We start from the raw sequence: 22,854 nt of genomic DNA, 5'->3' as shown, positions 1-22,854 counted from the left end.
CCGCGCCCACGTCACGCATTTCATTGCCCTGCCGAGAAGACACCATCGCCTTACCGAAAAGGCAGCATCGCCCTACAGAAAAGGCAGAGAGGTCATCGAGTCATGCTCACCGAAAGCCAGATAGCGGAATACCGTTCCGAAGGGTTCCTGCTCCTCGACGGCGTTTTCGACGCCGACGAGATCGCCGCGCTGCGGAATGAGGTGACCGACCTCTACGCGACCGACCACCCCGGGCGGATCTTCGAGGAGGACGGCACCACGGTGCGGGGCATCCACGGCTGCCACACCACGGGGGCGCTGTTCTCCAGGCTGGTGCGGCTGCCCGAGCTGCTGTCCGCGGCGGAGGAGCTGCTGGACAGCAAGGTGCATGTGTTCCAGTGCAAGGTCAACGCCAAGCAGGCGCTCCGCGGCGAGGTGTGGCAGTGGCACCAGGACTACAGCGTCTGGGAGCACAAGGACGGCATGCCGCAACCGCGGGCGGTCAACGCCGCGGTGTTCCTGGACGACGCCACCGAGCACAACGGCCCGCTGCTGGTCGTGCCCGGCTCGCACCGCAACGACGCGATCGCCCCGTGGCGCCCCGGGCCCGAGGGCGCCGCGCAGTGGGAGAACGACCTGTCGGCGAAGCTGGAGTTCGCCCTGGACGCGGACCAGATGGCCGAGGTGACCGCCGATTCGGAGATCCGGTCCGTCGTCGGACGCGCCGGCAGCCTGCTGTTCTTCCACCCCTGCATCGCGCATGGCTCCGGCGCGAACATGTCGCCGGCCGACCGGACCATGGCGTTCGTCAGCTACAACAGCGTCGACAACGAGCTGCGCGAAGTGCCCCGCCCGCGCCCGGAGTTCGTGGCCTCGCGCGACTACCGGCCGCTGGAGTTCGTCGACGGGGGGCTGATCGCATGAGCCGGCTCGACGGTTCCCTGATCCGGACGCTGATCGACGCCCTCGCCCGGCACCGGGACGCGGTGGCGGTCGTCGACAACGGCGTCCGCCACACCTACGCCGAACTCGACGACGTCTCGGCCGAGATCGCCGGCGGCCTCGCCGCGCGCGGCATCGGCCCCGGCGACGTGGTCGATGTGCACGGGACGCGGTCCTGGGCCCGCTGCGCGGCGGTGCTGGGCGTGTGGCGCGTCGGAGCCGGCGTGCTGTCCATCGACCCGACCATGCCGCCCGCCTGGACCGGCAAACTGGTCAGCAGCGCCGACTGCGCCATGATCCTGCGGGACGACGCGTGCCCACCGGTCGACGCGGGCGTCGAGGAACACACCTTCCACTCGATCCGGGGAACGCGGCTGGACGAGATCGCGACCGGCCCGGTCTGCTACGTCATCCCCACCTCCGGCTCCACGGGCGAACCCAAGGCCGTCGCGGTGCCGCCGGTGGTCCTGGCGGATCTGGGGCACTGGCACGTCCGCCGGTGGAGCCACCACCGGCCCCCGAACACCCTGCACATGTCGTCCATCGGCTTCGACATGGTGTACGAGGACACGGTGGCGACGTGGCTGGCCGGCGCGACCTTGATCGTGGTGAACGACCAGGACCGGCTGGACCCCTTCACTCTGCTCGACATCATTCGCGAGCACGACGCCGCCCGGCTCTTCCAGCCGGTGGTCGGACTGCACGGACTGGCCGCCGCCGCGTGCGCCGCGGGCGAGCAGACCCCGAGCCTGCGGGAGATCTCGGTGGCGGGCGAACAGCTGGTGATCAACGACGAGGTGCGGCAGTTCTGCGCCGACGGCGACCTCACGCTGGTGAACCAGTACGGACCGAGCGAGACCCATGTCGTCACCCAGCACCGGCTGACGGGCGACGTCACCCGCTGGCCCGACCGGCCGCCCATCGGCACCGCGGTCGTCGACGCGGAGCTGCTGTGCCAGGTGGACGGGCGGTTGCGCCCGTTCGAGCCCGGCGAGACCCGGGAGCTGGTGATCGCCGGCAACTGCGTCGGGGTCGGGTACGCCGGTGACGACGCGCTCACCGCGCGGAAGTTCCGGGACGTCGAGCATCAGGACGGCGGTGTGCGGCGCTGCTACTTCAGCGGGGACCTGGTCACGTTCGACGGTGCGGTGTTCCACTTCGTCTCCCGGCTCGACGACCAGCTCAAGGTGAACGGCTACCGCGTCGAGCCGGGCGAGGTGGAATCCGTGATCGCCGGGGTCGCCGGTGTCCGGCGGGCCGCGGTCGTCGGGGTCAAGGTGGGCGCCTCCACACAGCTGGCGGCGTTCTACACCCTCGTGACCGGCGCGGAGGTCGACCGGGCCGACCTGCTCGGCGCGTGTGCCTCCCGGCTGCCCCGGTTCATGGTCCCCCGGCACTTCACCGAGGTGGACGTGCTCCCCGCCACGCGGAACGGCAAGATCGACCGGGCGAAGCTGCGCGAGTCGTTCCACGAGCCTTCGGCGAGCCGCGCCGGCTGACGGCGCCGGGCGTGCCCGGCGCCCGGGCGGAAGGCGCCTGAGAGGTGAAATTCCCAGCTCAGGCGCCTTTCCCGCGCTCCGGGAAAAAGAACCCGGGCCGCTGGGCGGGCTCGTGGCGTCCCCCTGTTCTCCCTCCGCTGGTGGCCGGCCTCGCCCTCAGCGCGCGCCCACGTGGTCGAGATCGGCCAGCAACCGCTCCATGTCCGTCATGAGCGAGCCGTAGACGTGCCACGCATCCGGCCTGGTGAGGGCTCCCCGGCCGACTAGATCGGTCATGGTCTCGTGCCAGGCCAGCACCTCCTCGATCGCCTTCTGCAGCTGTTCGCGCGGGCCTGGGCGGCCGTCTTCCGCACGCGGATCGTCGACCAGACCACGGACCGCCGCGCCCGCCAGCCGAAGGGTCTCGGCATAGCGGTCCAGGAACTGGGGCCCCAGATGGCGGTCGGGGCGGTGGTCGTAGGCGCTGTCGGCCAGGGTCCGCGCGATGCCGCGCACCTGGAGGGAGACCCCGCGCAGGGCGTGGAAGAGTTCCCCGTACGTCACCTCGCCGCGCCGTCCGGGCGGGACGTCGGCGTGCCGTCCGTGGGTGACGCAGCGCGCGTTCCAGCGCAGGCTCTCGTCGGCCTGGCGCACCTGCTCCTGGGCGAACGCCAGGTGCCGTTCGAGCTGGCGCCCCCGGTGCAGCCAGCCATGGGCCCGGGAACGCCATTCCCCCTGGGCCAGGCCGGCGCCCATGTCGTGCAGCAGCTCCCCGAGGGTGCGGGCGAGCGCCCGGACGGCGGAGTCGGACTCGTCCACGTGCAGCGGGGGCAGGACCAGGGCGTTCACCGCGATGCCGACGGCCGCGCCGACCAGCGTCTGGAGCACGGGTGAGACCAGACCGCCCATCGGATCGCCCGCCATCACGGCCAGCGCGACGACCGCGGTGGAGGCGACCTGCCCCCTTCCGCCGGCCGTACGGCGGGGACCGGCCAGGACGGTGAGCAGGGCGATGACCGCGATGGCGCCCGCGGTCGGCCCCAGCAGCCGCACGGTCAGCAGGGCGAGGACCAGGCCGAGGACCTTGGCCCCGATGCTCTGCAGGGCGTTGGTGACCGAGCGGTACACCGTGGCGGCGTTGGCCATCAGCAGGGCGGTGGCGACCGCCACGTAGGCACGCCCGTCGGGAGCCACCGGGCCGGCGAGGGTCCAGGCGGCCAGCGCCGCCGCCGACGCCTTGATCCCGTGGACCAACCGGCCGGGCCGCCGGTGCCGGAGCCTGCCGACGAGGTGGTGCACCCGCCTGACCGCGGGTATCGGCAGGCGACCCGGGAAGGTAGTTGAAAGTTGCACAAGAAGATGATGGCACCGCGGGCCGGGTGTGCGCCGGATACCGGACGGGTGACATCCCTCACTGCCGGGCGAGGCCAGGTCGGGCCAGGCCGGGGCGGGCCGGGGCGGGGCGGGGTGGGTCAGGCCGGGCCGGGCGAATGGGCTGCACCCGGCGTCGCCGCCCGGGACGCTCGGGAAGCCGGTGCGGCCGCCGGTCACGCCTCCGGCCCGGGGCGGGCCCGGCGCCGGCCGTTCAGCGGGCCGTCCGCCCCCGTGGGCGATGGGGCGGGGTGAGCGTGGTGGCGACGAGGTCGTCGACCGTGTCGGTGAGACGCCCGCGGCGCCGGTGGGCCCGGCGCTGCCGTTCCGCGCCGGTGCCGTCGCGGAGCAGGTTGTCCAGGAGGGTTTCGACATGGGGGAGATCGCCCAGCCGGGACAGCGCGGGCCGCACCTGCCGCACCAGCGCCGACAGCTGCTCGCGGGCGGGGAGCAGGCGCCGCCGAAGGGGGTCGACCGCGGATCCCGTCAGCCCGTCGCGGGCGGCGCGCCAGCAGGCCGCGCGCAGCAGTCCGGGGTCCGGGTCCGGGGCGGGCCGGCGATCGTGGACGGCGTCGAGAGCGGTCAGGGCGGCGGCGCGCACGAGGGCGGTGATCAGGAGCGTGTGGTCCACGGTCGGACAGGCGTCGGCGACGCGGATCTCCAGCGTGGGCAGGTGGTGGGAGGGGCGGATGTCCCAGTAGACGCCGGCCTCGTCGAGAGTGCTGCCGGTGGCGACGAAGGCGGCCACCAGCTCGTCGTAGTGGCCGGGCGAGGCGAAGCGGGGCGGGGGACCGCTGACCGGCCAGCGGTGGAAGGCCATGATGCGCCAGGAGGCGTACCCGGTGTCGCTCCCCGCCCAGAAGGGGGAATTCGCCGCCGCCGCGATCAGGGTGGGCAGCCATACCCGCAGATGGTTGCTCACCTCCAGGGCAAGGGCGCGGTCGTCGAAGCCGAGGTGGATGTGGCAGGCGCAGCAGACCTGTTCCTCGCTCAGCGCCTGGAAGGTGGCGACGCTGCGGGCGTAGCGGGCGCCGGCGGCTATCGGTATGGGGCCGGCGGGGGAGAGGACGGGGGTGCCGCTGGACGTCAGGCGCGCACCGTGATCGCGGGCGGCGCCGGCCAGACACGCCCGGGTCTCGTGGAGCTGCTCGGCCAGGCCGCTCAGCCGCGTGTGCACATCGGTGCGGGTCTCCACCTGGTAAAGGGTGATCTCCGAACCCACCCGGCCGCCCAGCGTACTGGCGGCGCCGGCGATGACCGGGGCGGCTCGGGGGGCCAGGAGCCGGGTCTCGGGATCGACGAGGAGGAACTCCTCCTCCACCCCCATCGTCAGCGTCCCCGGCCGGGCCCGGACGGGCGGGGCGGCCGGCAAGGACTCATCTGCACCGGATTCTTCCACCGGCCGTAAGTCGCACATGGCGCGCATGCTGGCACACTCCGCGAAAGATCGGCACCGCGCCGGGGCCGCACCGCGCACGGGCCGGTCGGCAACGGGCCACCGCGGGCACCGCCCTGCGCGGAGTCGGCCGACCCTGCCGCGGTCATCCGGTCACGTCTGCCGGGTCTACCGGAATGAGGGCAACGTCGAGAACCATGGAAGCCGCGGCGGCGAACGTCCGCGCGCGAGGCGGGCCGGCCAAGGGGCCGAGAGGGCGGTAGGCAGGCATGGACGTGTACGAAGCCGTGGACACCCGCCGGGCCGTGCGGGCGTTCCGCGACGATCCCGTACCCAAGGAGACCCTGGAACGGGTGCTGGCCGCCGCCGCACGCGCCCCGTCCAGCGGGAACCTCCAGCCGTGGCATGTGTACGTCGTCACCGGCGAGCCCCTGGCCGAACTGAAGAAGCGCGCGACGGCGAGGGCATTGGCATCGGATCCGGGTGACGAGCGGGAGTACCCGATGTACCCGGCCGACCTGGCCTCGCCGTACCGGGACCGCTTCTTCGCCGCGGCGGCCCAGCGTTACGCAGCGCTGGGAATCGCGCGTGACGATCCCGGGAGACCCCAGAAGATCACCGCCTTGAACACGGAGGCGTTCGGGGCGCCCGTCGTCCTGTTCTGCTACCTCGACCGCGCGATGGGACCCGCGCAGTGGGGAGACGCGGGGATGTACCTGCAGACGGTCATGCTGCTGCTCCGGGCGGAAGGGCTGCACAGCTGCCCGCAGGTGATGTGGACGACGTACCGCAGGACCGTCGCGCGGACGGTCGGGGCCGATGACGGACGCACGCTGTTCTGCGGTGTCGCCGTCGGATTCGAGAAGGAGGGCGTTCCCCCGCTGCGCACCGGGCGGGCGGAGACGACCGAAACGGTGCGCTTCATCGGCGGGTGATCGCCCGGCCGGTCGAGCCCGCAGGACAGGCCTGCGGGGGGGGCGTCTTCGTCCGGTGGCGGCCAGGGAAGCCCGCCACCCGTCCCCGTCACCCGTACACCAGCAGATACGCCAACGCGACCGCCGCGCAGTAGAGGGGGAAGCCGGCGCGTGCCAGGACGGTCAGCCGGCGCCAGGCGGTGAGCCGGCTGTGCTCGACCAGCCAGGCGCCGGCCAGCACGACGCACACACAGGCGACGGCCAGCGCGAAGTACGCGTAGTAGGCCCAGCCCATGGCGACGGTGTAGCCGACGTTGGGCAGCGCATCCAGCATGGTGGTGCGCAGGACCACGGCGGTCAGGACGGCCGTCACCAGGATGCCCACCTTCGCGGGGGCGTAGCCGGGGTCGCGGGAGAACAGCAGGGTGGCGTAGGTGACGATGGCCAGCAGCACCAGCGGCAGCAGGTTCGTCAGCAGGTAGGCGCCGGCGTTGCGGGCGACGGTGAAGTCGGCGGTGTACTGGTTGTAGTGCACGCCGGGCGTCTCCGTCCCGCCGCGGACCGTGCTCGGGTCGCCCAGCGTGGCCGTACTGCCCACCCGGTCCTTGTGCAGGCTCAGCGCCTGGGCGCGCCAGTCCGGCAGATCGTTGACCGAGGTGCCGGGGTCGCGGCCGCTGTGCAGCAACGTGGACTGACCCTGCGAGAGCAGCGCCCGGTCACCGACGTACAGCACCCGTGAGGCGGTGCGCGACCGGCTCTGCAGCACCACGGCCAGGTGCTGGCGGTCGAAGGGGTAATCGTGGAAGTCGAGTTGCGCGATGAAGGTGGTGACCACCCTGTACAGGCGGTACCTCACTCCTCCCTCGGCGGTGGTACGGATCGGAGCGGGCAGGCGGTACCGCGCGTCCGCCTGGTTGGCGAATTCCACATCCGTTGCCCCGTCGTCGCCGGAATACCGGAACCACAGGAAGAAATCGGCCTTGAATTCCCGGGTGTGGACGTCCAGATCGCTGATCCGGTTGAAATTGAAGCCGGTACGGACCACCTGCTGACGGGCGAGGATCTGGCCGTCGAAGTCGACGATCCGGCCGGCCGCACGCGCCTGGGCGAGGTCCCCTTCGTCACGCCGGTAGGCGACGAGCTGCAAAGGCGCCGAGACGAATTCCCCGCGTTCGATGACCCCGACGTTCGCCTGCACCCGCAGCGAGCGGCTCCGGTCGAAGTGGACCTCGCCGTAGAGGCCGGAGAAGCCCCGGCCGGGGGCGTCCATCGCCGCCAGCGCGTCCCGGACGGCGCGCCGGTCACCGGGCGAGGCCGTGCCCCCGCCGGCACCGGACCGGTCCAGGGCGTGGACCGCCGCATCGGCCGCCGTCTGCGCGGCGACGGCCTCCCAGGTGGCGGAGGAGCCGAAGCGCCGGCGGAAGGCGTACGCCCAGGTGGCCCCCGGCCCGGTGAGGCTGTCGCCGAGCTGCGGGGACACCATGTAGACCTGCTGCGTCAGGCCCCCGCCGCGCAGCCGCTCCTGCTGCCCGGCCAGCTCATGGGCGAGGGAATCGGGGCTCATGCCGTCGCCGCCCATGACGGGGTTGCGCACGCCGCGTGAGCGCAGCGCGAGGACGAGCGGAACGGCCGGCTCGTACTCCGTGGCCAGCACGATCGTCCCCGCATCGGGGTCGGACCGCACGGTGCGCACGACGGCATCGACGTGCCGGGCCCGCTGCTGCGCACTCTCGAACCGTGCGCCGACCGACAGGTCCCGCCGCACCTGCCCGAGCCCGGCGAACGCCCGGGTGAAGCCGGACGCCATGCCCCGGCCGTAGGCGCTGTCGTCGTGGACGACGGTGGCCGTGCGGGTTTTCAGGACGTGGCGGAGGTAGGCGGCCATGAAGCGCGCCTGATAGCTGTCGTCGAAGGTGGTGCGGAAGACCCAGGGGGCGGCCGTGGCCCCGTCCGCGGTGGCGGTGGGGGTGATCAGCGGAACGCCGGCGGCCGCGTACACCGGCCCGGCAGCCAGGGCGCTCTCGCTGTCGAAGTGGCCGATGGCCATCATCACCCGGCCGTCGGCGACGACCCGCCGGGCGACGGCCCGCACCGTCGCCGGGTCGGTCGCGGCCCCGTCGTCGTAGCGCACCAGCCGTACGGGGTGACCCCGTACGCCGCCGTCCTCGTTGACCTGGTCGAGGTGGGAGCGAACCGCCTCGACCTCCTTCTCCCGGTGGGCGGCCTCGTTGCGGAAGCCGGCCACCAGCGCCACGTACAGCGGCTCCTTCCGCTCCTCGTGGACGAGGTGCAGCACGCCGAGCACCACGGCCGCGAGCACGACACCGGCAGCGCCCGCCAGCCACCACCGGCGCCGTCCGCGGCGGCGCCCGGCGCGCCCGGACACCAGGTCTCGCGGCGGCGGGGGAGGGCCGGCCAGCTGCGCCACCTCCGGTGGCGGGCGTGACTCCGCCCGCCGCAGCCGTCGCAGGTCGCGCCGGTCGGCGCCGGAAGGGTCGGCCCGCACCGCCTGTTCCAGGCAGTACCGGCGCTCGCCGTCGTCGCGCGCCAGCGCCGCCAGCCACTGCCACGCCGGCGCGTACCCGCGGTCGCGGGTCAGCGCCCGCGCCAGCAACCGCCGGGCCGCGCGGTGCAGCCCGAGCCCGGCTGCTTTGGCGGCCAGCCGGGTCAGCACAGGAGGGGACGGCTCGCCCGCGCCGTCGGCCGCCATCCCGGTCTCCTCTCGCTCGGCTCGCCGCCCCGCCCGGCAGGCGGCACCCGCCGGCCGACGGGATCGCCTTGGGGAACCGTGCGGCGGACGACCGGTCCGACCGCGGCATCCCCGTACACCGGGCGGACGCATGCCACCGGCCCGCGTCCGCCCCGCCGGCGACCTGCACACGGGCGGCACGAGAGGCGCCGCCCGGTGCCTGCTCCCGCGCGGCCGGGAACGCCGTGCCCGCCTTGTTATGCCCGCTATCTAGTGGATCTTCCGTTCACCTTGGCACAGGAGAGGTGGACGCACGACCGCAGACCGGCGCGCGGCAGCCGGGGCCGGTGCGGGCGGGATCCCGCGGCCGGCCGGCACGTCACCACCACCGCGCACCGGACGTCTGCGCCATTCGAGTACGCGGGGCGGAGGACCGATCCCTTACCGGACGATCGCCCCGCCGGCCGATCGTCCCGTTCGGGAACGCCCGGCCGGCGGGGGAGGGGCCTCAGCCGTCGGTGGCGCAGGGGTTGCAGCAGGCGGGGGCCGGTTCGACGCAGACGAGGACGGTGTCGGTGTTGTTGGCGGTGTCGGGGTCCGTCTCGTTGGCGTGGGCGGTTGCGGAGTTGGTGATCCGGCCGGCCCGGGTGGCCTTGGCCCGCAGCACGAGCGTGGTGGCACCGCCGTCGGCGAGGTCGCCCACGCGCCACACCCCGGTGGCCGGGTCGTAGGCGCCGGTCCCGTCGGCGGACAGGAAGGTGAGGCCGTCGGGGAGTTGGTCGGTGACGGTGACGCCGGTGGCATCGTTGGGGCCGGTGTTGCGGACGGTGATGCGGTAGGTCACCGTCTGCCCGACGGTGACGGTGGTCGCGTCGGCCGCCTTCGTCACGGTCAGGTCGGCGGCCGGTTTGATCTGCGTGATCTGCTCGTTGGAGGTGGACGTCAACGGCTCCGGGGTGTCCCCGAGGCGGTTCTCGTAGGACGCGGTGGCGGTGTTGCTGATCTGCTTGCCGCCGCTGGCCCGGTCGATGCGCACCCGGTACTCCACCGTGGTCCCGCCGGGGAGGGTCTCGGTGTCGGGCAGGCTGCCGCCCCCGCCGCTGGTGGCGCCGTTGCCGAGATGGAAGATGACCCGGTTCGCCCGGGCGTCGTGGTACGCCTGGTCATCGCCCTCCGCGTCGGTCTTCGGCCCGGCGTTGGGGCCGTCGACGATGTGCAGGGAGCCCGGCAGGTACGTCGTGCCCGGCGGGACGGTGTCGCTCAGGACGAGGTTCTCGGCCGCGCCGCCGCCCTCGTTCCTGGCGGTGATGCGGTAGGTGAGGATGTCGCCGACCTCCAGGGGCCCGGCGGGGACGGCGGTCTTGTCCAGCACGACGTAGGGAGGCGTGCCGAAGAAGATGCCGTCCAGGAAGTTGCCGATGCTCTGGTTGCCGCCCGCGGCGGAGACGGACCGGAACGCGAAGCGCGTCAGCGTCTGGCCCGCCGGGACGGTGTAGGTGCCGGTGTAGTGGCCCCAGGCGGTGTTGCCGTCCGTGAAGCGCCGCTGCTGCACCACGGCACCGGGGGCGCCGATGTCCAGCGCCATGGTGTCGTCCCCCAGACGGCCGCGGTGGTACAGCCTCCAGTACAGCTTGGTGCCGGGGGTGGTCGGCAGGTCCTGGTAGAGCGTGGAGACCTGGTTGGCGTTGAGTTCGGCGAACTGTGCGCCGTCGGCCGCAGGGACGCCCTGGAAGCCGGAGTGCCACAGTTCGATCATGTGGTCGGTGGCGGTCGTGAGCCAGCCCGGGACGCGCTTGGCCGCCTGGGTCTGCGAGGCGTCCGGCAGGATCTCGACACCGGTCACGCCGGGCTCTTCGAAGCTGCCGTTGGCCAGGGAAACCCGGCGCGGAGGAGGAGGCGTGGTCATGTTCTTCCCCTTCTGAACCGACACTGCAACGCGCCGTCAACCAGCCGCCTTTCAGGGCATCATGACGGCACCGGGACCCTGTCAGGGCAGCCGATGCGCCCGGGTGCGTAAAGCGCCGCAGGGGCGGACTCGGACGAGCCGGCGCGGCAGGTTTGCGCCGCCTGCCGCCGGACAGCGCGCGGCCCGCCGCCCCCTTTGCCGGCCACGGCCCGCCGCTCCCGCCGCAGGCACCTCCCGCCCCCCTCCGGTCCGCGCGGGCCGAGGCCGGAAATCTCCGCCGGGCGAGCCCTGTTCACCCCGCATCAGGGTGGATCGGCGCCGGGCCGGTTGACGCTCCGGACGCGGCACCCGACGGCCACGGAATCTCCGCGCGGCAGGGGCGACGCGTCCTCTCACGACGGCGGGGCGAGGCGCACCGCCCGCTCACCGGCCCGCGCCGTCGCGGTCTTCCGCGCCCGCGGACACCCTGACCGTCCGCAGTCCGGTGTCCACGGCGTCCGGGATGTTCATGCCCGCGGCGATCCCGGAGAGCAGATGGTCCAGCACGGGAGCGGTGAGCCGTTCGCCCGGAAGCACCGCGGGGATGCCGGGCGGGTACGGCGTCAGCATCTCGGCGGCGACCCGCCCGACCGCATCGCCGGCCCGTACGTCCTCGACGGCTCCGAAGTATGCGTCATGCGGGAGACACGCCTGCTCCATGCGCAGCGCGTGCGGTGCGGGAACGTCCACGGCGGGGCCGGCAGGGAGGTCCGCGGCGGCGGCCCGCCGCTCGCCCCGCTGCCCCGGGCACCCGCCGATGCGCGTGCCCCGGGCACCCGCCGATGCGCGCCGGGCTCCCCGCCACACGTGGCACCGGCCGGCGGGCGATGCCGCCCGGCCGCCGGCGCACTTCCCCCGGCCACGGCCGACCTCCGCCCGTGGGGGCCACCCGGGCCGCGCTACTTGCCGACGGCCTTGCGCAGCTCGTCCTTGTTCATATACGAACGGCCCTCGACGTTCTTGCGTTTCGCTTCCTCGTAGAGCTGGTCGCGGGTAGGCCCTTGCGGGCCTTTGTGCGAGCGTTCGCCACCGCGTTGGGGCGCCGACTTCGGATCCTGTGTGGAGACCTTGCTCGCGGTTTTGGCCTCGCCGGAGCGGGCGCGTTCCTTGTTGACGGTGCGCGCGGCGATCTCCTTGGCGCGACGCGTGGAGGTGCCGCGTTCCTCGGCCTGCTCCTTGATGTGTTCGTACTGCCGCTCACGCTTCCTGCTGGATCCTGCGGGCATGACTCCTCCTCAGGCGTGGGTGTCCTTCCGCCGGCTCAGGTACGGGTGGTCCTTCCGCCCGCCGTGGCCGTTGCGGCGGCGAGGCCCGTGACCGGGTTCCGGGCGCGGTCGACGAGGCCGGGGGCCAGGAGCTTGGTGGCGGGCGGGGCGCCCGGGGCGCCGGGGTGCGGCAGGGCGGGCGCGATCTCGTCTCCGCCGTGGGACACGGTCATCACTCCTTACGTCGCCGGGCGCGGGCGGATACCGAGGTGCTGTTACCGAGGTGCTGTGCGGGTATGCGGCGCGGTGGGGCGCGAGCGCGGTATGCGCAGGCGGTGCAGGCGCTGCCTGCGGCGCCGCCCGGGTGGCTCCCGGCGCTCGCGCACGACTCCCGTGCGGCGCGCGCCCTTCCTCCACTGTGCGACATCCGGCGAGCGGGCGCGACGGGGCCGGGAGGCCCGCCGAGGGAGGCCCGGGGAGTCCGGCACCGGCCCGGAGACCCGTCCGCGCTCCCGTCGCGTCATCGCCTCCGCCGAGCGCATCGGGCAGCTCGCCACCGAGCGTTCCCCGCACGACGGATTTCCCCGGGGCACGGCCGATCGCCCCGGGCCTGACGTCGGTGTCACAAAGGAGCGGACGGGGCCACACAGACCGCGCCGCCAGGGCGGACGGTGACCCGGAAGGACGGCTGCGGGGCGGTCGCGGGGCCGCGTACCACGGCGCCGTCCGTCAGCCGGAAGACGCTGGCGTGCCAGGGGCACTCCACGCATCCGTCCAAGAGCCGCCCGCCGGACAGGGGCCCCGCGAGGTGACTGCACCGGTCGGCCAGGGCCAGGATCCGGCCGTTGGCCTCCCGTACGACGAGGACGGCCACCTCGCCCACCATGCGCCGCACCGCCTGCCCGACGGGGAAGTCCTCCAAGTGCCCGACGGGGTACCAGCGGTCCGCCACCAGCTCGGGTACGGACACGGCCTTGTTGGTGCCCGCGCCCTGCCGGTAGGCCAGATGACCACCGAGCATGCCGCCCGCCCCGGCCGCGGCCAGCCCGAGGAAGCCGAGCGCCTTGCCCCGCGCCGGGTGGCCACGGCCGCGCTGCACCCAGGAGGCCGCGTACAGCCCGGTCGCCGCGCTGCCGGCGAGCGCGTGCACCAGCCCCGTACGCCGCTGCTCCGCATGTAGTTCCGCCCAGTCCGTCCAGCCGGCCAGCGCCGCCGGTGCCGCGGCGAGGACCCCGGCGCCCACCAGGAACCGCGCCTCGCGCCGCGTACCGGGCAGGGCGTCCAGGGCGGCCGCGGACAGCCAGGTGCCGAGCGGCAGCTGGACGAGCGAGGGATGCAGCGGATGGCCGAGCGGCACCCCGTGGGCGATGTCCCGGATGCGCCCCAGAGGGAAGGCCCGCACCAGGCGGGCGAGGGGAGTGGCCACCAGGTCGAGGCGGGTCAGCTGCCCCAGGCGGTCGAGGGTCTGCACCACGGTGGTGGAGAGCGGCGGGCGCTCGGACACCGCCGTCTCACCGATCCGCACGGCGGTCCGATCGTGCCACATGGTTGTCCTGCGCACTGTTGCTCACCCTTCCGCCGCGGCGGGATGCCGCCCACGGCCCTCGCGGACCCGTACGCCGCCCCGCGACGCGACGTGCCCCGGCTGAACGCGGCTCCCGCGCGCCGCATCGCCGACCGGGAGTTTCCGCGCCCGGCAACGGGTGTGCAGCGCTCGTTGACGCCGGATGCCGCGTGAGCGCCGGACGGCGCGGCTTCCGGCTCCCGTACGGCCGTCTCTTCCACCATAGGGACCGGCGGGGAGCCCCGCAGGACCGGCCGAGCGGCCCCGGGCGTCCGCACCATGGCGGGAGCGCGTCCGCCGGCCCGCCGGACCCCTGGCGAAACCCTCCCGCCGCACCGTGCCGCCTGGCAGAGGGGACGCGGCGCCCTCGGAGAGGAGCCCCCGCCGACCGCTCCGCGACCGGGCCCCGCGGCCGGCCTCCTCACCTCTCCGCCTCGCCCTCGCCGCCCCCGGGGCCTTCTTCGGGGCTGCGGACGACTCCCTCGTCACGTCACGGATCTCACCGCGCCCGCCTTCGGCCGCCTCGTCCTCGGTGAAGGTCACGTACCGCGTTGATCCCTGACGGCTTCACCGGAACTCTTCCGAGGGGCCTTGCGGTGTCCGTTGCGCGCCCTTGCGCCGCGTTCGGCCGTAGACAAGAGCCGTACGCCAACGGGACCATGAAACGGGCCGAGGCGGAACGCCTGATCGCAGCGGGCGGCGTGAAAGCGCGGAAAGCCGCTGCGATTGCCGGGACGCCAGGTGCGTGCCGAGATCATCCTTCCGGTCCGATCAGTGAGCGAGGAAGACAGCCATGACGCTCCCGCGCCACCCCAACCGCATGCTGGCGGCCCTGCTGACCGAGGCCGACTGGTCCGCCACCGACCTGGCCCGGGCCGTCAACGCCCTCGGCGCCGTCCAGGGCCTGCGGCTGCGCTACGACCATGTCTCGGTGGCCCGTTGGCTCGACGGGGTCCGCCCCAGACCGCCGGTCGCCCATCTCATCGGCCAGGTCCTCGGCCAGCGTCTGGGCCGCCGCGTCACGCTTCAGGGCACCGGACTCGCCGAACCGCCATCGGGTGCCGCCCCGGTGCTGCGCGCGGCGCTGCGCGGCGGCGACCCGGTACGCCGGCTGGCCGCCCTCTGCCATGCCGACGCCGACCCCGTCCGGCGCGGCGCCCTCGCCTCCGCCGCCCTCGCCAACCCGCCCCGCCTCCACACCGGATGGGGCGGCCGCCGCCCCGAACTCCCTCCGGCCGACCCCCGCGCGCCGCGGGTGCCCGCCGCCGCCCCGGGCCGCCTGGAGAAGGCCGCGCTCCGCACCGCCGTCCTGGGAGAGCGCTACGGCGGCGCCCATGGCCGGCCGGCGCTCGCGGCCTTCCTCGCCGCCGAGGCGGTGCCGCTGCTGACCGCCCCCGCCCACCCAACCGTCCGCCGCGCCCTGTTCACCGGCGCCGCCCAGCTCACGTTGCTGCTCGCCGGACGCACCGATGAGGTCGGCCGGCCGGCCCTCGCCCGGCACTACTACGACGTCGCGCTGGCCCTGGCCCGCACCGCCGGCGACCTCGCCTCGTACACCGTCGTGCTGCGCTGCCTGAGCGTGCAGGCGCACCGCCTCGGCGACCACCAACAGGCCGCCGCCCTCGCCGACATGGCCGTCGACCTCGCGGGAGGCGGCGTGCCGGAGGCCGTCCGTGCGTATCTGCACGCCGGGCGCGCGGCGGCCGGGGCGGGGGCGGGCCGGGGCCGCGGGGCCGGGGCCGATCTGCTGACGGCCGAGACCCGCCTCGCCCGCGCCACCGGTCCCGAAGGCCCCTTCACCAGCTATCCCGAGACCGCGCTGCGCTACCAACGCGCCGAGGTGCTCTCCTGCCTGGGGGATCACCGCGCCGCCCTGGGGGAGCTGGAACTCTCCCTGACCCGCCGCCCCGCCGACCACCACAAGGCCCGCACCCTGCTGCACGCCCGGATCGCCGACACCCTGCTCGCCCTCGACGAGGTCGACGGGGCCGCGGACCACGCCCTCAAGGCGCTGCGCCAGCACCGGCGGCTGGCGCCGGGCTCCGCCCACGGCACCCTGCCCCGGCTCGCCCACCGCCTTGCGCCCTACCAGGCAAACGGGCAGGTCAGGACCTTCCGGGAGGCGCTGCGGTCGACCGCGGGCTGAGACCGGGGCCGGACGGGTGAGGCGAGGACCGGGTCCGGGCCGCCGGGCCCGTCGCCGCGTCCGTACGTCGTACGGCCTTCCTCCGCGCCACCCTCCGAGGGCGCCGCCGTCGGGAATCCGCCCAGCAGGGCCATTGCCATGTCCACGGGATCAGTCACATGTGATTCATTGCGTACTTGCTCCGCTTTTTGGCTCGGACGCTCCCCGTCCGTCACCCGCATCACCCGGACGCGGCGCGTCCGCCCGACTGCTTCACCCGGAAGCTTCGTGCGGGCCGGCCCCGCGCCCCGGAAGTACGACGCCGCCGCACACCGTGACCGACGGTCCGACGCCCTGCACTCCGTGGAGAAGGAGGCCTCCTCCCGGAGGGGTTCCTGCCCCGGCCCCGGGCGGCACCGTGCCCCCACCCCACCCGTGACGTGAGATGGGGGCACGGTGTGTGGTGCTCAGGCGTTGTCGGGTGCGGTGCGTGAGGTGAAGTTCTCCAGGGTGAAGGTGACGTCACCCGCGGTGCTGTAGCGCGTGCACATCTGGGTGGGGTAGTAGCCGGTGGTTTCCACCTCCGGCGCTTGGGTGATGGGCTGGCAGGCCTTGGCGGGCTTCTCGGTGGTGATCCAGTCCTTGTTGACGACCGGTTCCCAGTAGGTGACGTGGCCGTCCCAGGTGCCGTAGGCGAAGGCCTGGGTGAAGGGGCCGCCGTTGGCGGGGGCCGCGTTGGGGTCGATGATGTGGTTTCCCATGCGGCCCGCGGCTCCGGGCATTCCCCAGCCCGGGGGCATGAATTGCTCGGGGACGGGCTTCATCGCGGTTTTCTCGTCGTCGCAGTTGATGACGAGGTTGCAGGGCCCTGTCCGGATCTTGTTCCTTTCCGTGAAGTCCTGCATGAAGAAGTGGAAGTCGAAGTGCGGCTTGTCGAAGACATGGCTGGGGCCGTGGCCGTTGCGCTGCCAGTCGAACATCATCCACTGGAACGGCAGGCCGGGCAGCTTGGGGAACCACAGGTCCCGCTCGTGGCCGCTGGCACAGTCCGTTTCGAGGTCGATGCCGTTGTTGTCCTTGTCGAAGCAGGTCTGGCCGTCGTTGGTCGGCGTCGTCGGCAGCGTCTTCATGGCGGCCGCGTCGACCTTGACCGCGAGGACCTTCGGATGATTGGTGTCGTCGGTGGCGTAGAGCGTCTGAACGAAGCCGTCACCGAGGGAGACCTTGTTGAACAGCGTCAGTGCCGGCAGATCACCCCCGTCCTCCGCCGCCCCGGCCCCGGCTGCTCTGGTGGCAGGGCCGGTGGCCGGGGTGCCGAGGGCGGAGACCATCGGTGCGAGCCCGATCAGCGCCGTCGTGCCGCATGCGAGGCCGAGGAGCGACCAGCGCGCTCGGCGTCCGGATATCTTCATGCAGAGTTCCCCCGTTCATTGGTGCTCAGTGCTCAGTGCTCAGTGCTCGGTGTGCGAGGTGCGGTGCTCAGTGCTGGGCGTGCCATTCGAAGGCCTTGAAGGGCTCGTCGACGGGCGCCTCGGTCATGCGGTTCGCGAACGTCGAGATGGTGTAGACGCCCAGTCCGAGAACGACTTCCAGCGCGTTGCGGCGGGTGTAGCCGGCGTCGAGGAACGCCTGCATCTTCGCCGGCTCGACGTAGCCGTGACCGTCCATGACGGTGAGGGTGAACACCCTCATCGCCTCCAGCTTCGGGTCGTCCAGGGGCGTACGGGCACGCAGCGCCTCGATCAGGGACGCGTCGGCCTTCGAGCGGGCCAGGATGGAGGAGTGCATGGCCACGCAGTAGTGGCACTCCACGGTGGTGGCCATCGTGAGGATGAACACCTCACGCTCCAGCTGGCTCAGGCTCGTCTTGTTGAACAGCCCGTTGCCGGTCATGAACGCTTCGAGCAGCTCCGGCGACTCCGCCATCATCGCCACCGGCGCGGGCAGGAAACCGAAGCCCTTGGCGGTGTTCTCCACGATGGGGCGGGACTTCTCCGGGGCGGTGGAGGCGTCGTGGCGGGTGAAGGTCATCAGGATTTCCTCTCTGAGGGGTCCGAGCCGAGTGACGGGCTTGCCACTCGGTGGTCTTGGGTGCCGGTGTCCCAGCTCGCGCGCACCGCGGTGGCGAGCGCATCGATCCGGTCGGGCCGGAACACCGAGTAGTGGTCGCCGTCGACGGTATGGACGGCCACCAGGTCTTTGAGACGGGTGGCCCACGCGGCCGTCACCGCTTCCGACGCTCCCTGGCCGGCGCGGATCAGCACCACGGGAACGCTGTACGCACCGGGCCGGTGGGCGGACAGCGCACGGGAGTTGACGGTGAAGCGCCCCACCAGGGCACCGATGGTCTCCGCGTCGGTGTCCGGGTCCAGCAGCCCGCCGGAGCGCAGCCGTTCGGCCAGTACGTCGTCGGGCCTCTCCTCCTGCGCCAGATCGCATCCGGCCAGGGGGTCGGGCAGCGCGGCGATGTGTGCGACGTCCCGCGCGAACCAGGCCAGCAGCTCGGCGTGGGACACCTGGCCGCGGTCCTCGTCGGGGTGCTCCATCAGGTCGATCGCGAGGACCGGCGCCACGGTGAAGCCCCGTGCGGCCAGCCGCTCGGCCACCTCCAACGCGAGGACCCCGCCCATCGACCACCCGGCGACCTGCACCTGCGGGCCCGTGGCGTCCTCGGCGATCGCCTCGGCGTACAGGTCCGCGAGCTCGGCGAGGCCGACCGTGGCGGGCAGGCCGTCGGGTACCTGAACCCCGGTCACCGGCACGCCGATCAGCTGCGCCAGGTCGCGGTAGCAGACGACGTCGCCGCCCACGGGATGGATCCAGTACGAGGTGGGGCCACCGCCCCGGGAGGTGATCGGCACCAGCACCGTGCGCGATGCCTGTCCGCTGCGGATCGCCTCGGCCATGGCCGCGACCGTGGAGTGCGTGAACAGCACCGACAGGGGGAGCGTGACCCCCAGGGCGGTCCGGATGCGGGACATCAGCCGGACGCCGAGCAGCGAGTTGCCGCCGAGCGCGAAGAAGTCGTCGTCCCGGCCCGCGGGGGCGCTCGCCGGCCCGGATAGCCCGCGTCGGGCACCGCCTCCCCGGCATGCGGGAATCGCCCCGGCGGGGGCGGGCCGATCGCGTCCCCGCCGGCGTGCAGCAGCTCCCACAACTGCGTGACGGAGTCGGCGCCGGGCAGGCGTGCCGCCATGGACACGACCGTCAACGGCTCGCTCCGTTGCGCGTCGGCAACGTGCCGGCTCCCCGGCACGCCGGCGTCCGGCTTCTCGGACACCGCTGCGGCCGCGAGTCCGTTCACCGTGGGAAAAGCCCATAGCGTGGCGACGGGAATGGCGCGGCCGAGATGCAGCCCCAGGCGGCTGACCATGGTCACCGCGTCCTGAGAGGTGAGGCCGAGCGACGAGAAGGTCGCCTCATGTGCCAACCGGCTCACCGGAACGGATAGTTCCTCGCCGAGATAGGACAGGATCCAGTCCGCGACAGTCGCGATGTCCGTGGTGTTCGACGTCGTCGGCATGTCAGTCATGGGCATGCCGGTCACGCCCTTCCCGTACAGGACCGGATCATCTCGACAGCGGAAAGAAGTGTGGCCGAGAGCAAATCGCTCGATTTACGGCGCAGTTGTGCTGCAGACATGACGGAGAACCCCCCGAATCCCCTGATGATCGTCAACGAGGTTGACGGTATCAAAAGAGTCGGCCGCGCAACTTTGCCGCGGAGATGTACGGGCCAGTTCTTCACGGGGAGTTACTGCGCGCCCCGGGATCGCGGACCTCTCCGCCGCTCTCTGTGCAACCCCTCCACCTGTGCGGATAGCCGCGACGTCCTACGCGAGGGGCGTCCCGGCCGTCAGGTGAATGTGAACTGGGACACACCTTGAGGTCCTGTGCGTGGCGAGCCGCGCCCCAGAACATCGGCCACGGACTCACCCCCGCCCGAGGAGTGCCCGGGAACCCCGGTCAGCCCATTCCGCCGATCCACCCCGCCGCGTCGAGCCGGAACGCCCCAGGCGCCGCGACGGCACCCAGATCGTCCTCGATCGCCCGCAGGCGCTCCTCCCCGAGCACGGCGGCCCACCCCGTACGCAACTGGTCGAAGATGGCCGCCGACCGTGCCAGCAGGTCGTACCCACGCTCCGTCAGCTGCACCAGCCTGCGCCGGGCGTCGGCGGGATCATCGGCACGTTCGACGTAACCGAGCATGGCCAAGCGGTCGACGGTCTTGCTCGCCGCCTGCTTGGAGATCCCCAGGCGGCGGGCGATATCGCTCGCCGTACTGCCTCCACGGCCGACCGCCTGCAGGGCAAAACCGAAGGCCGGACGCACATCCGGATGTCCCTGCCGAGCCAGTTCGGTGTGCACCTCGTCGATGAGCGTGCGGAATCCCGCGAACAGCAGCAGCGGAAGTTCGTAACTGGCCCTCGGCCGGCCGCGCTCCCCGCCCTTCACTTCATCATCCTGATTGACCACCTCAGGAGAGTGCCACGTTCCGGGCCCATCGCGTCAATCGCCCTCCACCAGTGGTCGGGGTGCGGGCGGGGCCGAGGCGGACGTGCCCGGCCGGGCCGGTGGCCGCGGTCGCGGCGCCGGTGCCGCGTTCCGGTGGAGGTCAGCGTACGTACGGGGTGGTGGTGGCCAGTGGTACGAACCCGAGGCGTTGCAGGATCGGGCGGCTCTGGTCGGACGCGTCGACCTGGAGGTAGCGGTAGCCGTGTTCGGCGGCGATGCGGGTGCGGAAGGCGACCAAGGCCCGGTAGACGCCCCGGCCGCGCCACTCCGGCACGGTGCCCCCGCCCCACAGGCTCGCGAAGGACGTACCGGGGTGCAGCTCCAGCCGGGCGGCGCTCACCGGCACGTCACCGGCCATCGCGACGACCGCGGGCGGCAAACCGGCGGACAGCCGGCCGAGCAACAGCTGCCGGTGGTACGGCCGCGCTGCGCCGAACGCCCGCTCCTGCGCGGTCACCGCGAGCTCGACCCCGGCAGCATCGGTCACCGGGAGCAGACGGACGCCCTCGGGCAGTTCGACGCTCGTGGGCAGGTCTTCGATCCCGGCGACCATCAGCGTCTCCTCGGGCTCGGGTACGAAACCCGCTGCCCGCAGCCGCCCAGGCAGGTCGGCCGGCCGGTCGTGCCCGTACAGCTTCCACTCGAAGCCGCGCCCGAGCGAGGCGAAGTACTCGACCTGCTCCGCGACCGCGGCGTCCGCAGTGGCCTCGTCCAGGTCCGACCAGACGATTCCGTTCCAGCCGTCGGCGTCCGCGCCGACATGGCGTACGACGCCGCCCACCTGCTCCACCCGGGCTCCGGGCCCATCGGCCCGGATGCCCTGTCGCATCTCGCGATCGAAGACCGCCAGCACTGTGTCCTGATCCATCCGCTCACTCCAGCATCACCGGGCGCACGGGGCAACGGAAAATGAGCCGGCCGGGACGGCCCCGCCGAAGCGGGTGGCCACGGCCCGGGGCGGCGGATGACCGGTGTGCCAAGGTGGGGCCCATGACGTGGAACGGTGACGACTACCAGGACCGGTTCGATCGGATGGCTGCCGCGGGGGAGGACGTGCACGGTGAGGCCGTGTTCGTCCGGGCCTTCGCGCCGGCGAGCGTTCTCGACGCTGGCTGTGGCACGGGGCGGGTGGCCGTGGAGCTGGCCCGGCACGGGATCGAGGTGACGGGGGTGGACGCCGATGCCTCGATGCTCGACACCGCGCGGCGCCGGGCGGCGGAGATCCGCTGGTACCGCCGGGACCTGGTCGGCCTCGATCTGGGCCGGACCTTCGACGTCGTGGTGATGGCCGGCAACGTCCCGCTGTTCACCCCGCCCGGGACGGAGGCCGACCTGGTGGCCGGGGCGGCCCGGCACGTCCGGCCGGGAGGGCACCTCGTCGCCGGGTTCTCCCTGGACCGCGGTTACGGTCTCGACGACTACGACGCGCACTGCCGCGAGGCGGGGCTCGTGCCGGAGGCCAGGTATGCGACCTGGTCACGCGAGCCCTACGCCGGCGGCCCGTATGCGGTTTCCGTGCACCGCAGGCCCTGACCGGCCGCGGCGCCCGGCGGCCGGGGCAGCGCCTGCCGCGCGCATACGAGGATTCCGCCCGCGTCTTCTCGCCGAAGGCGCGGGCGGCTCACCTGAGTGAGGACGCGTCAAACGCGGGACCTGAGTGAGGACGCGTCAGACGCGGACGCCGAACATGAACGGTCCGCCGATGGTCTCCATCGACTCGTACCGTACGACCGTGCCGGTGCGAGGGGCGTGGAGGATCTGGCCGTTGCCGGCGTAGAGGCCGACGTGGTGCAGGTCGTTGAAGAAGAAGACCAGGTCACCGACCTGGAGTTGGCTCCGTGTGAGACGGGTCCCGATGCCCGCCTGTTCCTCGGAGGTACGCGGCAGGTGGGCGCCGGCCTGTGCGTAGGCCCAGGAGGTCAGGCCGGAGCAGTCGTAGGAGGCGAGGCCGGTGCCGCCGCGGAAGTACGGCTTGCCGAGCTGCCCCTGGGCGGCGGCGAAGGCGGCGGCCGCCCGGCCGGAGGCGGAGGTGTCGTTGCCGAGCTGCACGCGCTCGGTGGCGGAGCGGCTGGCCCGCTCCTGCTCGTCGGCGAGGGCCGACTTCTCCTTGGCGGTCAGGGTGTTGAGGAGTCGCTGGGCCTCGGCGAGCTTGCTCTGGATCTCCTGCTTCTTGTGGCCCAGTTCGGTACGGGTGGCGGCGAGGTCCTTGAGTCTCTCGGTGGCCTTGGCCCGTGCCTGGACGATCTCCCGCTGCTTGTCCTGGATCTGCTTCAAGGCGGCAACCTGCTGTGCGCTCAACTGGTGAAGTCTGGATGCCTTGTCCAGGTAGTCGTCCGGGGCGGAGGACAGGAAGAGCTGGACCGAGGCGTCGATGCCTCCGGAGCGGTACTGCGCGCTGGCCAGCGAACCCAGGCCGTTGCGCATCGCGTTCAGCTCCTGCTGGCAGCGGGCGACACCGTCCTGGATCGAGGAGAGGCCCTTCTGCAGCTTCTGCCGCTCCTCGTTGGCCCCGTTGTACTTCTCGGTGGCCTGCTCCGCCTGCTCGTAGAGCTTGTCGACCTCCGCCTTGACCTCGTCCTTGTTGAGCTTCTGGTGGGGCGCGGCGTTGGCGGTCTGTGAGCTCAGTGCCACGGCGGCGGCTGCTGCGGTGGTCAGGACGGTGATACGCGTTCGGCTGGGGTGCTTGGGCCGACGATGGGACGCCACGGGACGAACTCCTTGCTCCTTCAACC

The 22,854-nt window shown here is 72.9% G+C and carries 19 protein-coding genes and 1 pseudogene; 5 read left to right on the top strand and 15 right to left on the bottom strand.

Going from position 1 to position 22,854, the window contains the following annotated elements; translation table 11 throughout:
• The first annotated feature begins 102 nt into the window (after window positions 1-102).
• Both ABT345_RS03860 and ABT345_RS03855 read left to right on the top strand, forming a co-directional pair.
• Window positions 103-903 (top strand): phytanoyl-CoA dioxygenase family protein, encoded by an 801-nt coding sequence (locus ABT345_RS03860; protein ID WP_345081421.1) that lies wholly within the window; start codon window positions 103-105, stop codon window positions 901-903.
• The gene (locus ABT345_RS03855) at window positions 900-2,420 is read left to right on the top strand and encodes an AMP-binding protein (protein ID WP_345081418.1); all 1,521 of its coding nucleotides are present in this window, start codon (window positions 900-902) and stop codon (window positions 2,418-2,420) included. The genes ABT345_RS03860 and ABT345_RS03855 overlap by 4 nt, the downstream gene beginning before the upstream one ends.
• 156 nt (window positions 2,421-2,576) lie before the next feature.
• Here ABT345_RS03855 and ABT345_RS03850 read toward each other — a convergent pair whose 3' ends face one another.
• Window positions 2,577-3,752: an FUSC family protein gene (locus ABT345_RS03850; protein ID WP_345081415.1), complete on the bottom strand. Its 1,176-nt coding sequence runs from the start codon at window positions 3,750-3,752 to the stop codon at window positions 2,577-2,579.
• A 232-nt stretch (window positions 3,753-3,984) separates the two neighbouring features.
• On the bottom strand, window positions 3,985-5,187 hold the full coding sequence (locus ABT345_RS03845) for a carboxylate-amine ligase (protein ID WP_345081412.1): 1,203 nt from the start codon (window positions 5,185-5,187) through the stop codon (window positions 3,985-3,987).
• Window positions 5,188-5,435: 248 nt separating this feature from the next.
• On the opposite strand from ABT345_RS03845, the gene ABT345_RS03840 reads away from it, so the two are divergent.
• Window positions 5,436-6,101 carry a nitroreductase gene (locus tag ABT345_RS03840; protein ID WP_345081409.1) on the top strand — a complete coding sequence of 222 codons (666 nt, stop codon included), beginning with the start codon at window positions 5,436-5,438 and terminating at the stop codon, window positions 6,099-6,101.
• Window positions 6,102-6,189: 88 nt separating this feature from the next.
• Here the strand turns inward: ABT345_RS03840 and ABT345_RS03835 are convergent, their stop codons facing one another.
• From ABT345_RS03835 to ABT345_RS03810, 6 genes and pseudogenes are all read right to left on the bottom strand, one after another.
• Window positions 6,190-8,790: an ABC transporter substrate-binding protein gene (locus ABT345_RS03835; RefSeq protein WP_345081406.1), complete on the bottom strand. Its 2,601-nt coding sequence runs from the start codon at window positions 8,788-8,790 to the stop codon at window positions 6,190-6,192.
• Window positions 8,791-9,277: 487 nt separating this feature from the next.
• Window positions 9,278-10,675: an isopeptide-forming domain-containing fimbrial protein gene (locus ABT345_RS03830; protein ID WP_345081403.1), complete on the bottom strand. Its 1,398-nt coding sequence runs from the start codon at window positions 10,673-10,675 to the stop codon at window positions 9,278-9,280.
• Between the two features lie 423 nt (window positions 10,676-11,098).
• Window positions 11,099-11,437: pseudogene (locus tag ABT345_RS03825) on the bottom strand (Orn/Lys/Arg family decarboxylase); the annotation flags it as partial.
• A 176-nt stretch (window positions 11,438-11,613) separates the two neighbouring features.
• Window positions 11,614-11,940 carry a plasmid stabilization protein gene (locus tag ABT345_RS03820; RefSeq protein WP_345081400.1) on the bottom strand — a complete coding sequence of 109 codons (327 nt, stop codon included), beginning with the start codon at window positions 11,938-11,940 and terminating at the stop codon, window positions 11,614-11,616.
• A 35-nt stretch (window positions 11,941-11,975) separates the two neighbouring features.
• Window positions 11,976-12,146 carry a hypothetical protein gene (locus tag ABT345_RS03815; protein ID WP_351320953.1) on the bottom strand — a complete coding sequence of 57 codons (171 nt, stop codon included), beginning with the start codon at window positions 12,144-12,146 and terminating at the stop codon, window positions 11,976-11,978.
• Window positions 12,147-12,541: 395 nt separating this feature from the next.
• Window positions 12,542-13,465: a Rieske (2Fe-2S) protein gene (locus ABT345_RS03810; RefSeq protein WP_345081397.1), complete on the bottom strand. Its 924-nt coding sequence runs from the start codon at window positions 13,463-13,465 to the stop codon at window positions 12,542-12,544.
• Window positions 13,466-14,276: 811 nt separating this feature from the next.
• On the opposite strand from ABT345_RS03810, the gene ABT345_RS03805 reads away from it, so the two are divergent.
• Entirely contained in the window at window positions 14,277-15,629 is a 1,353-nt protein-coding gene (locus tag ABT345_RS03805; protein ID WP_345081394.1) for an NsdA family TPR-like regulatory protein, read from the top strand.
• Between the two features lie 446 nt (window positions 15,630-16,075).
• On the opposite strand, the gene ABT345_RS03800 is transcribed toward ABT345_RS03805, so the two are convergent.
• The 6 genes from ABT345_RS03800 to ABT345_RS03775 form a co-directional block, all read right to left on the bottom strand.
• Window positions 16,076-17,020: a hypothetical protein gene (locus ABT345_RS03800; RefSeq protein WP_345081391.1), complete on the bottom strand. Its 945-nt coding sequence runs from the start codon at window positions 17,018-17,020 to the stop codon at window positions 16,076-16,078.
• A 67-nt stretch (window positions 17,021-17,087) separates the two neighbouring features.
• Window positions 17,088-17,639, bottom strand: coding sequence for a carboxymuconolactone decarboxylase family protein (locus tag ABT345_RS03795; protein WP_345081388.1), 552 nt, complete (start codon window positions 17,637-17,639; stop codon window positions 17,088-17,090).
• The gene (locus ABT345_RS03790; RefSeq protein WP_345081385.1) at window positions 17,639-18,589 is read right to left on the bottom strand and encodes a thioesterase domain-containing protein; all 951 of its coding nucleotides are present in this window, start codon (window positions 18,587-18,589) and stop codon (window positions 17,639-17,641) included. Before ABT345_RS03790 ends, ABT345_RS03795 begins: the two co-directional genes overlap by 1 nt.
• Window positions 18,589-19,146, bottom strand: coding sequence for an acyl carrier protein (locus ABT345_RS03785; RefSeq protein ID WP_345082508.1), 558 nt, complete (start codon window positions 19,144-19,146; stop codon window positions 18,589-18,591). Before ABT345_RS03785 ends, ABT345_RS03790 begins: the two co-directional genes overlap by 1 nt.
• Before the next feature lie 427 nt (window positions 19,147-19,573).
• Complete coding sequence (locus ABT345_RS03780; protein WP_345081382.1) at window positions 19,574-20,083, bottom strand: MarR family winged helix-turn-helix transcriptional regulator; 510 nt, start codon at window positions 20,081-20,083, stop codon at window positions 19,574-19,576.
• Window positions 20,084-20,222: 139 nt separating this feature from the next.
• On the bottom strand, window positions 20,223-20,990 hold the full coding sequence (locus ABT345_RS03775) for a GNAT family N-acetyltransferase (protein ID WP_345081379.1): 768 nt from the start codon (window positions 20,988-20,990) through the stop codon (window positions 20,223-20,225).
• 122 nt (window positions 20,991-21,112) lie between these two features.
• Here ABT345_RS03775 and ABT345_RS03770 point away from each other — a divergent pair, with 122 nt between their 5' ends.
• Complete coding sequence (locus ABT345_RS03770; RefSeq protein WP_345081376.1) at window positions 21,113-21,655, top strand: class I SAM-dependent DNA methyltransferase; 543 nt, start codon at window positions 21,113-21,115, stop codon at window positions 21,653-21,655.
• 135 nt (window positions 21,656-21,790) lie between these two features.
• Here the strand turns inward: ABT345_RS03770 and ABT345_RS03765 are convergent, their stop codons facing one another.
• Entirely contained in the window at window positions 21,791-22,828 is a 1,038-nt protein-coding gene (locus tag ABT345_RS03765; RefSeq protein WP_345081372.1) for a C40 family peptidase, read from the bottom strand.
• Window positions 22,829-22,854: the final 26 nt, after the last annotated feature.

The organism is Streptomyces sp. NPDC000404 (genome assembly GCF_040300365.1).
GTDB classification, from domain to species: domain Bacteria; phylum Actinomycetota; class Actinomycetes; order Streptomycetales; family Streptomycetaceae; genus Streptomyces; species Streptomyces ramulosus.
Note: the sequence above shows the minus strand (reverse complement) of the source record. Positions and strands in the feature narration are given on the sequence as shown.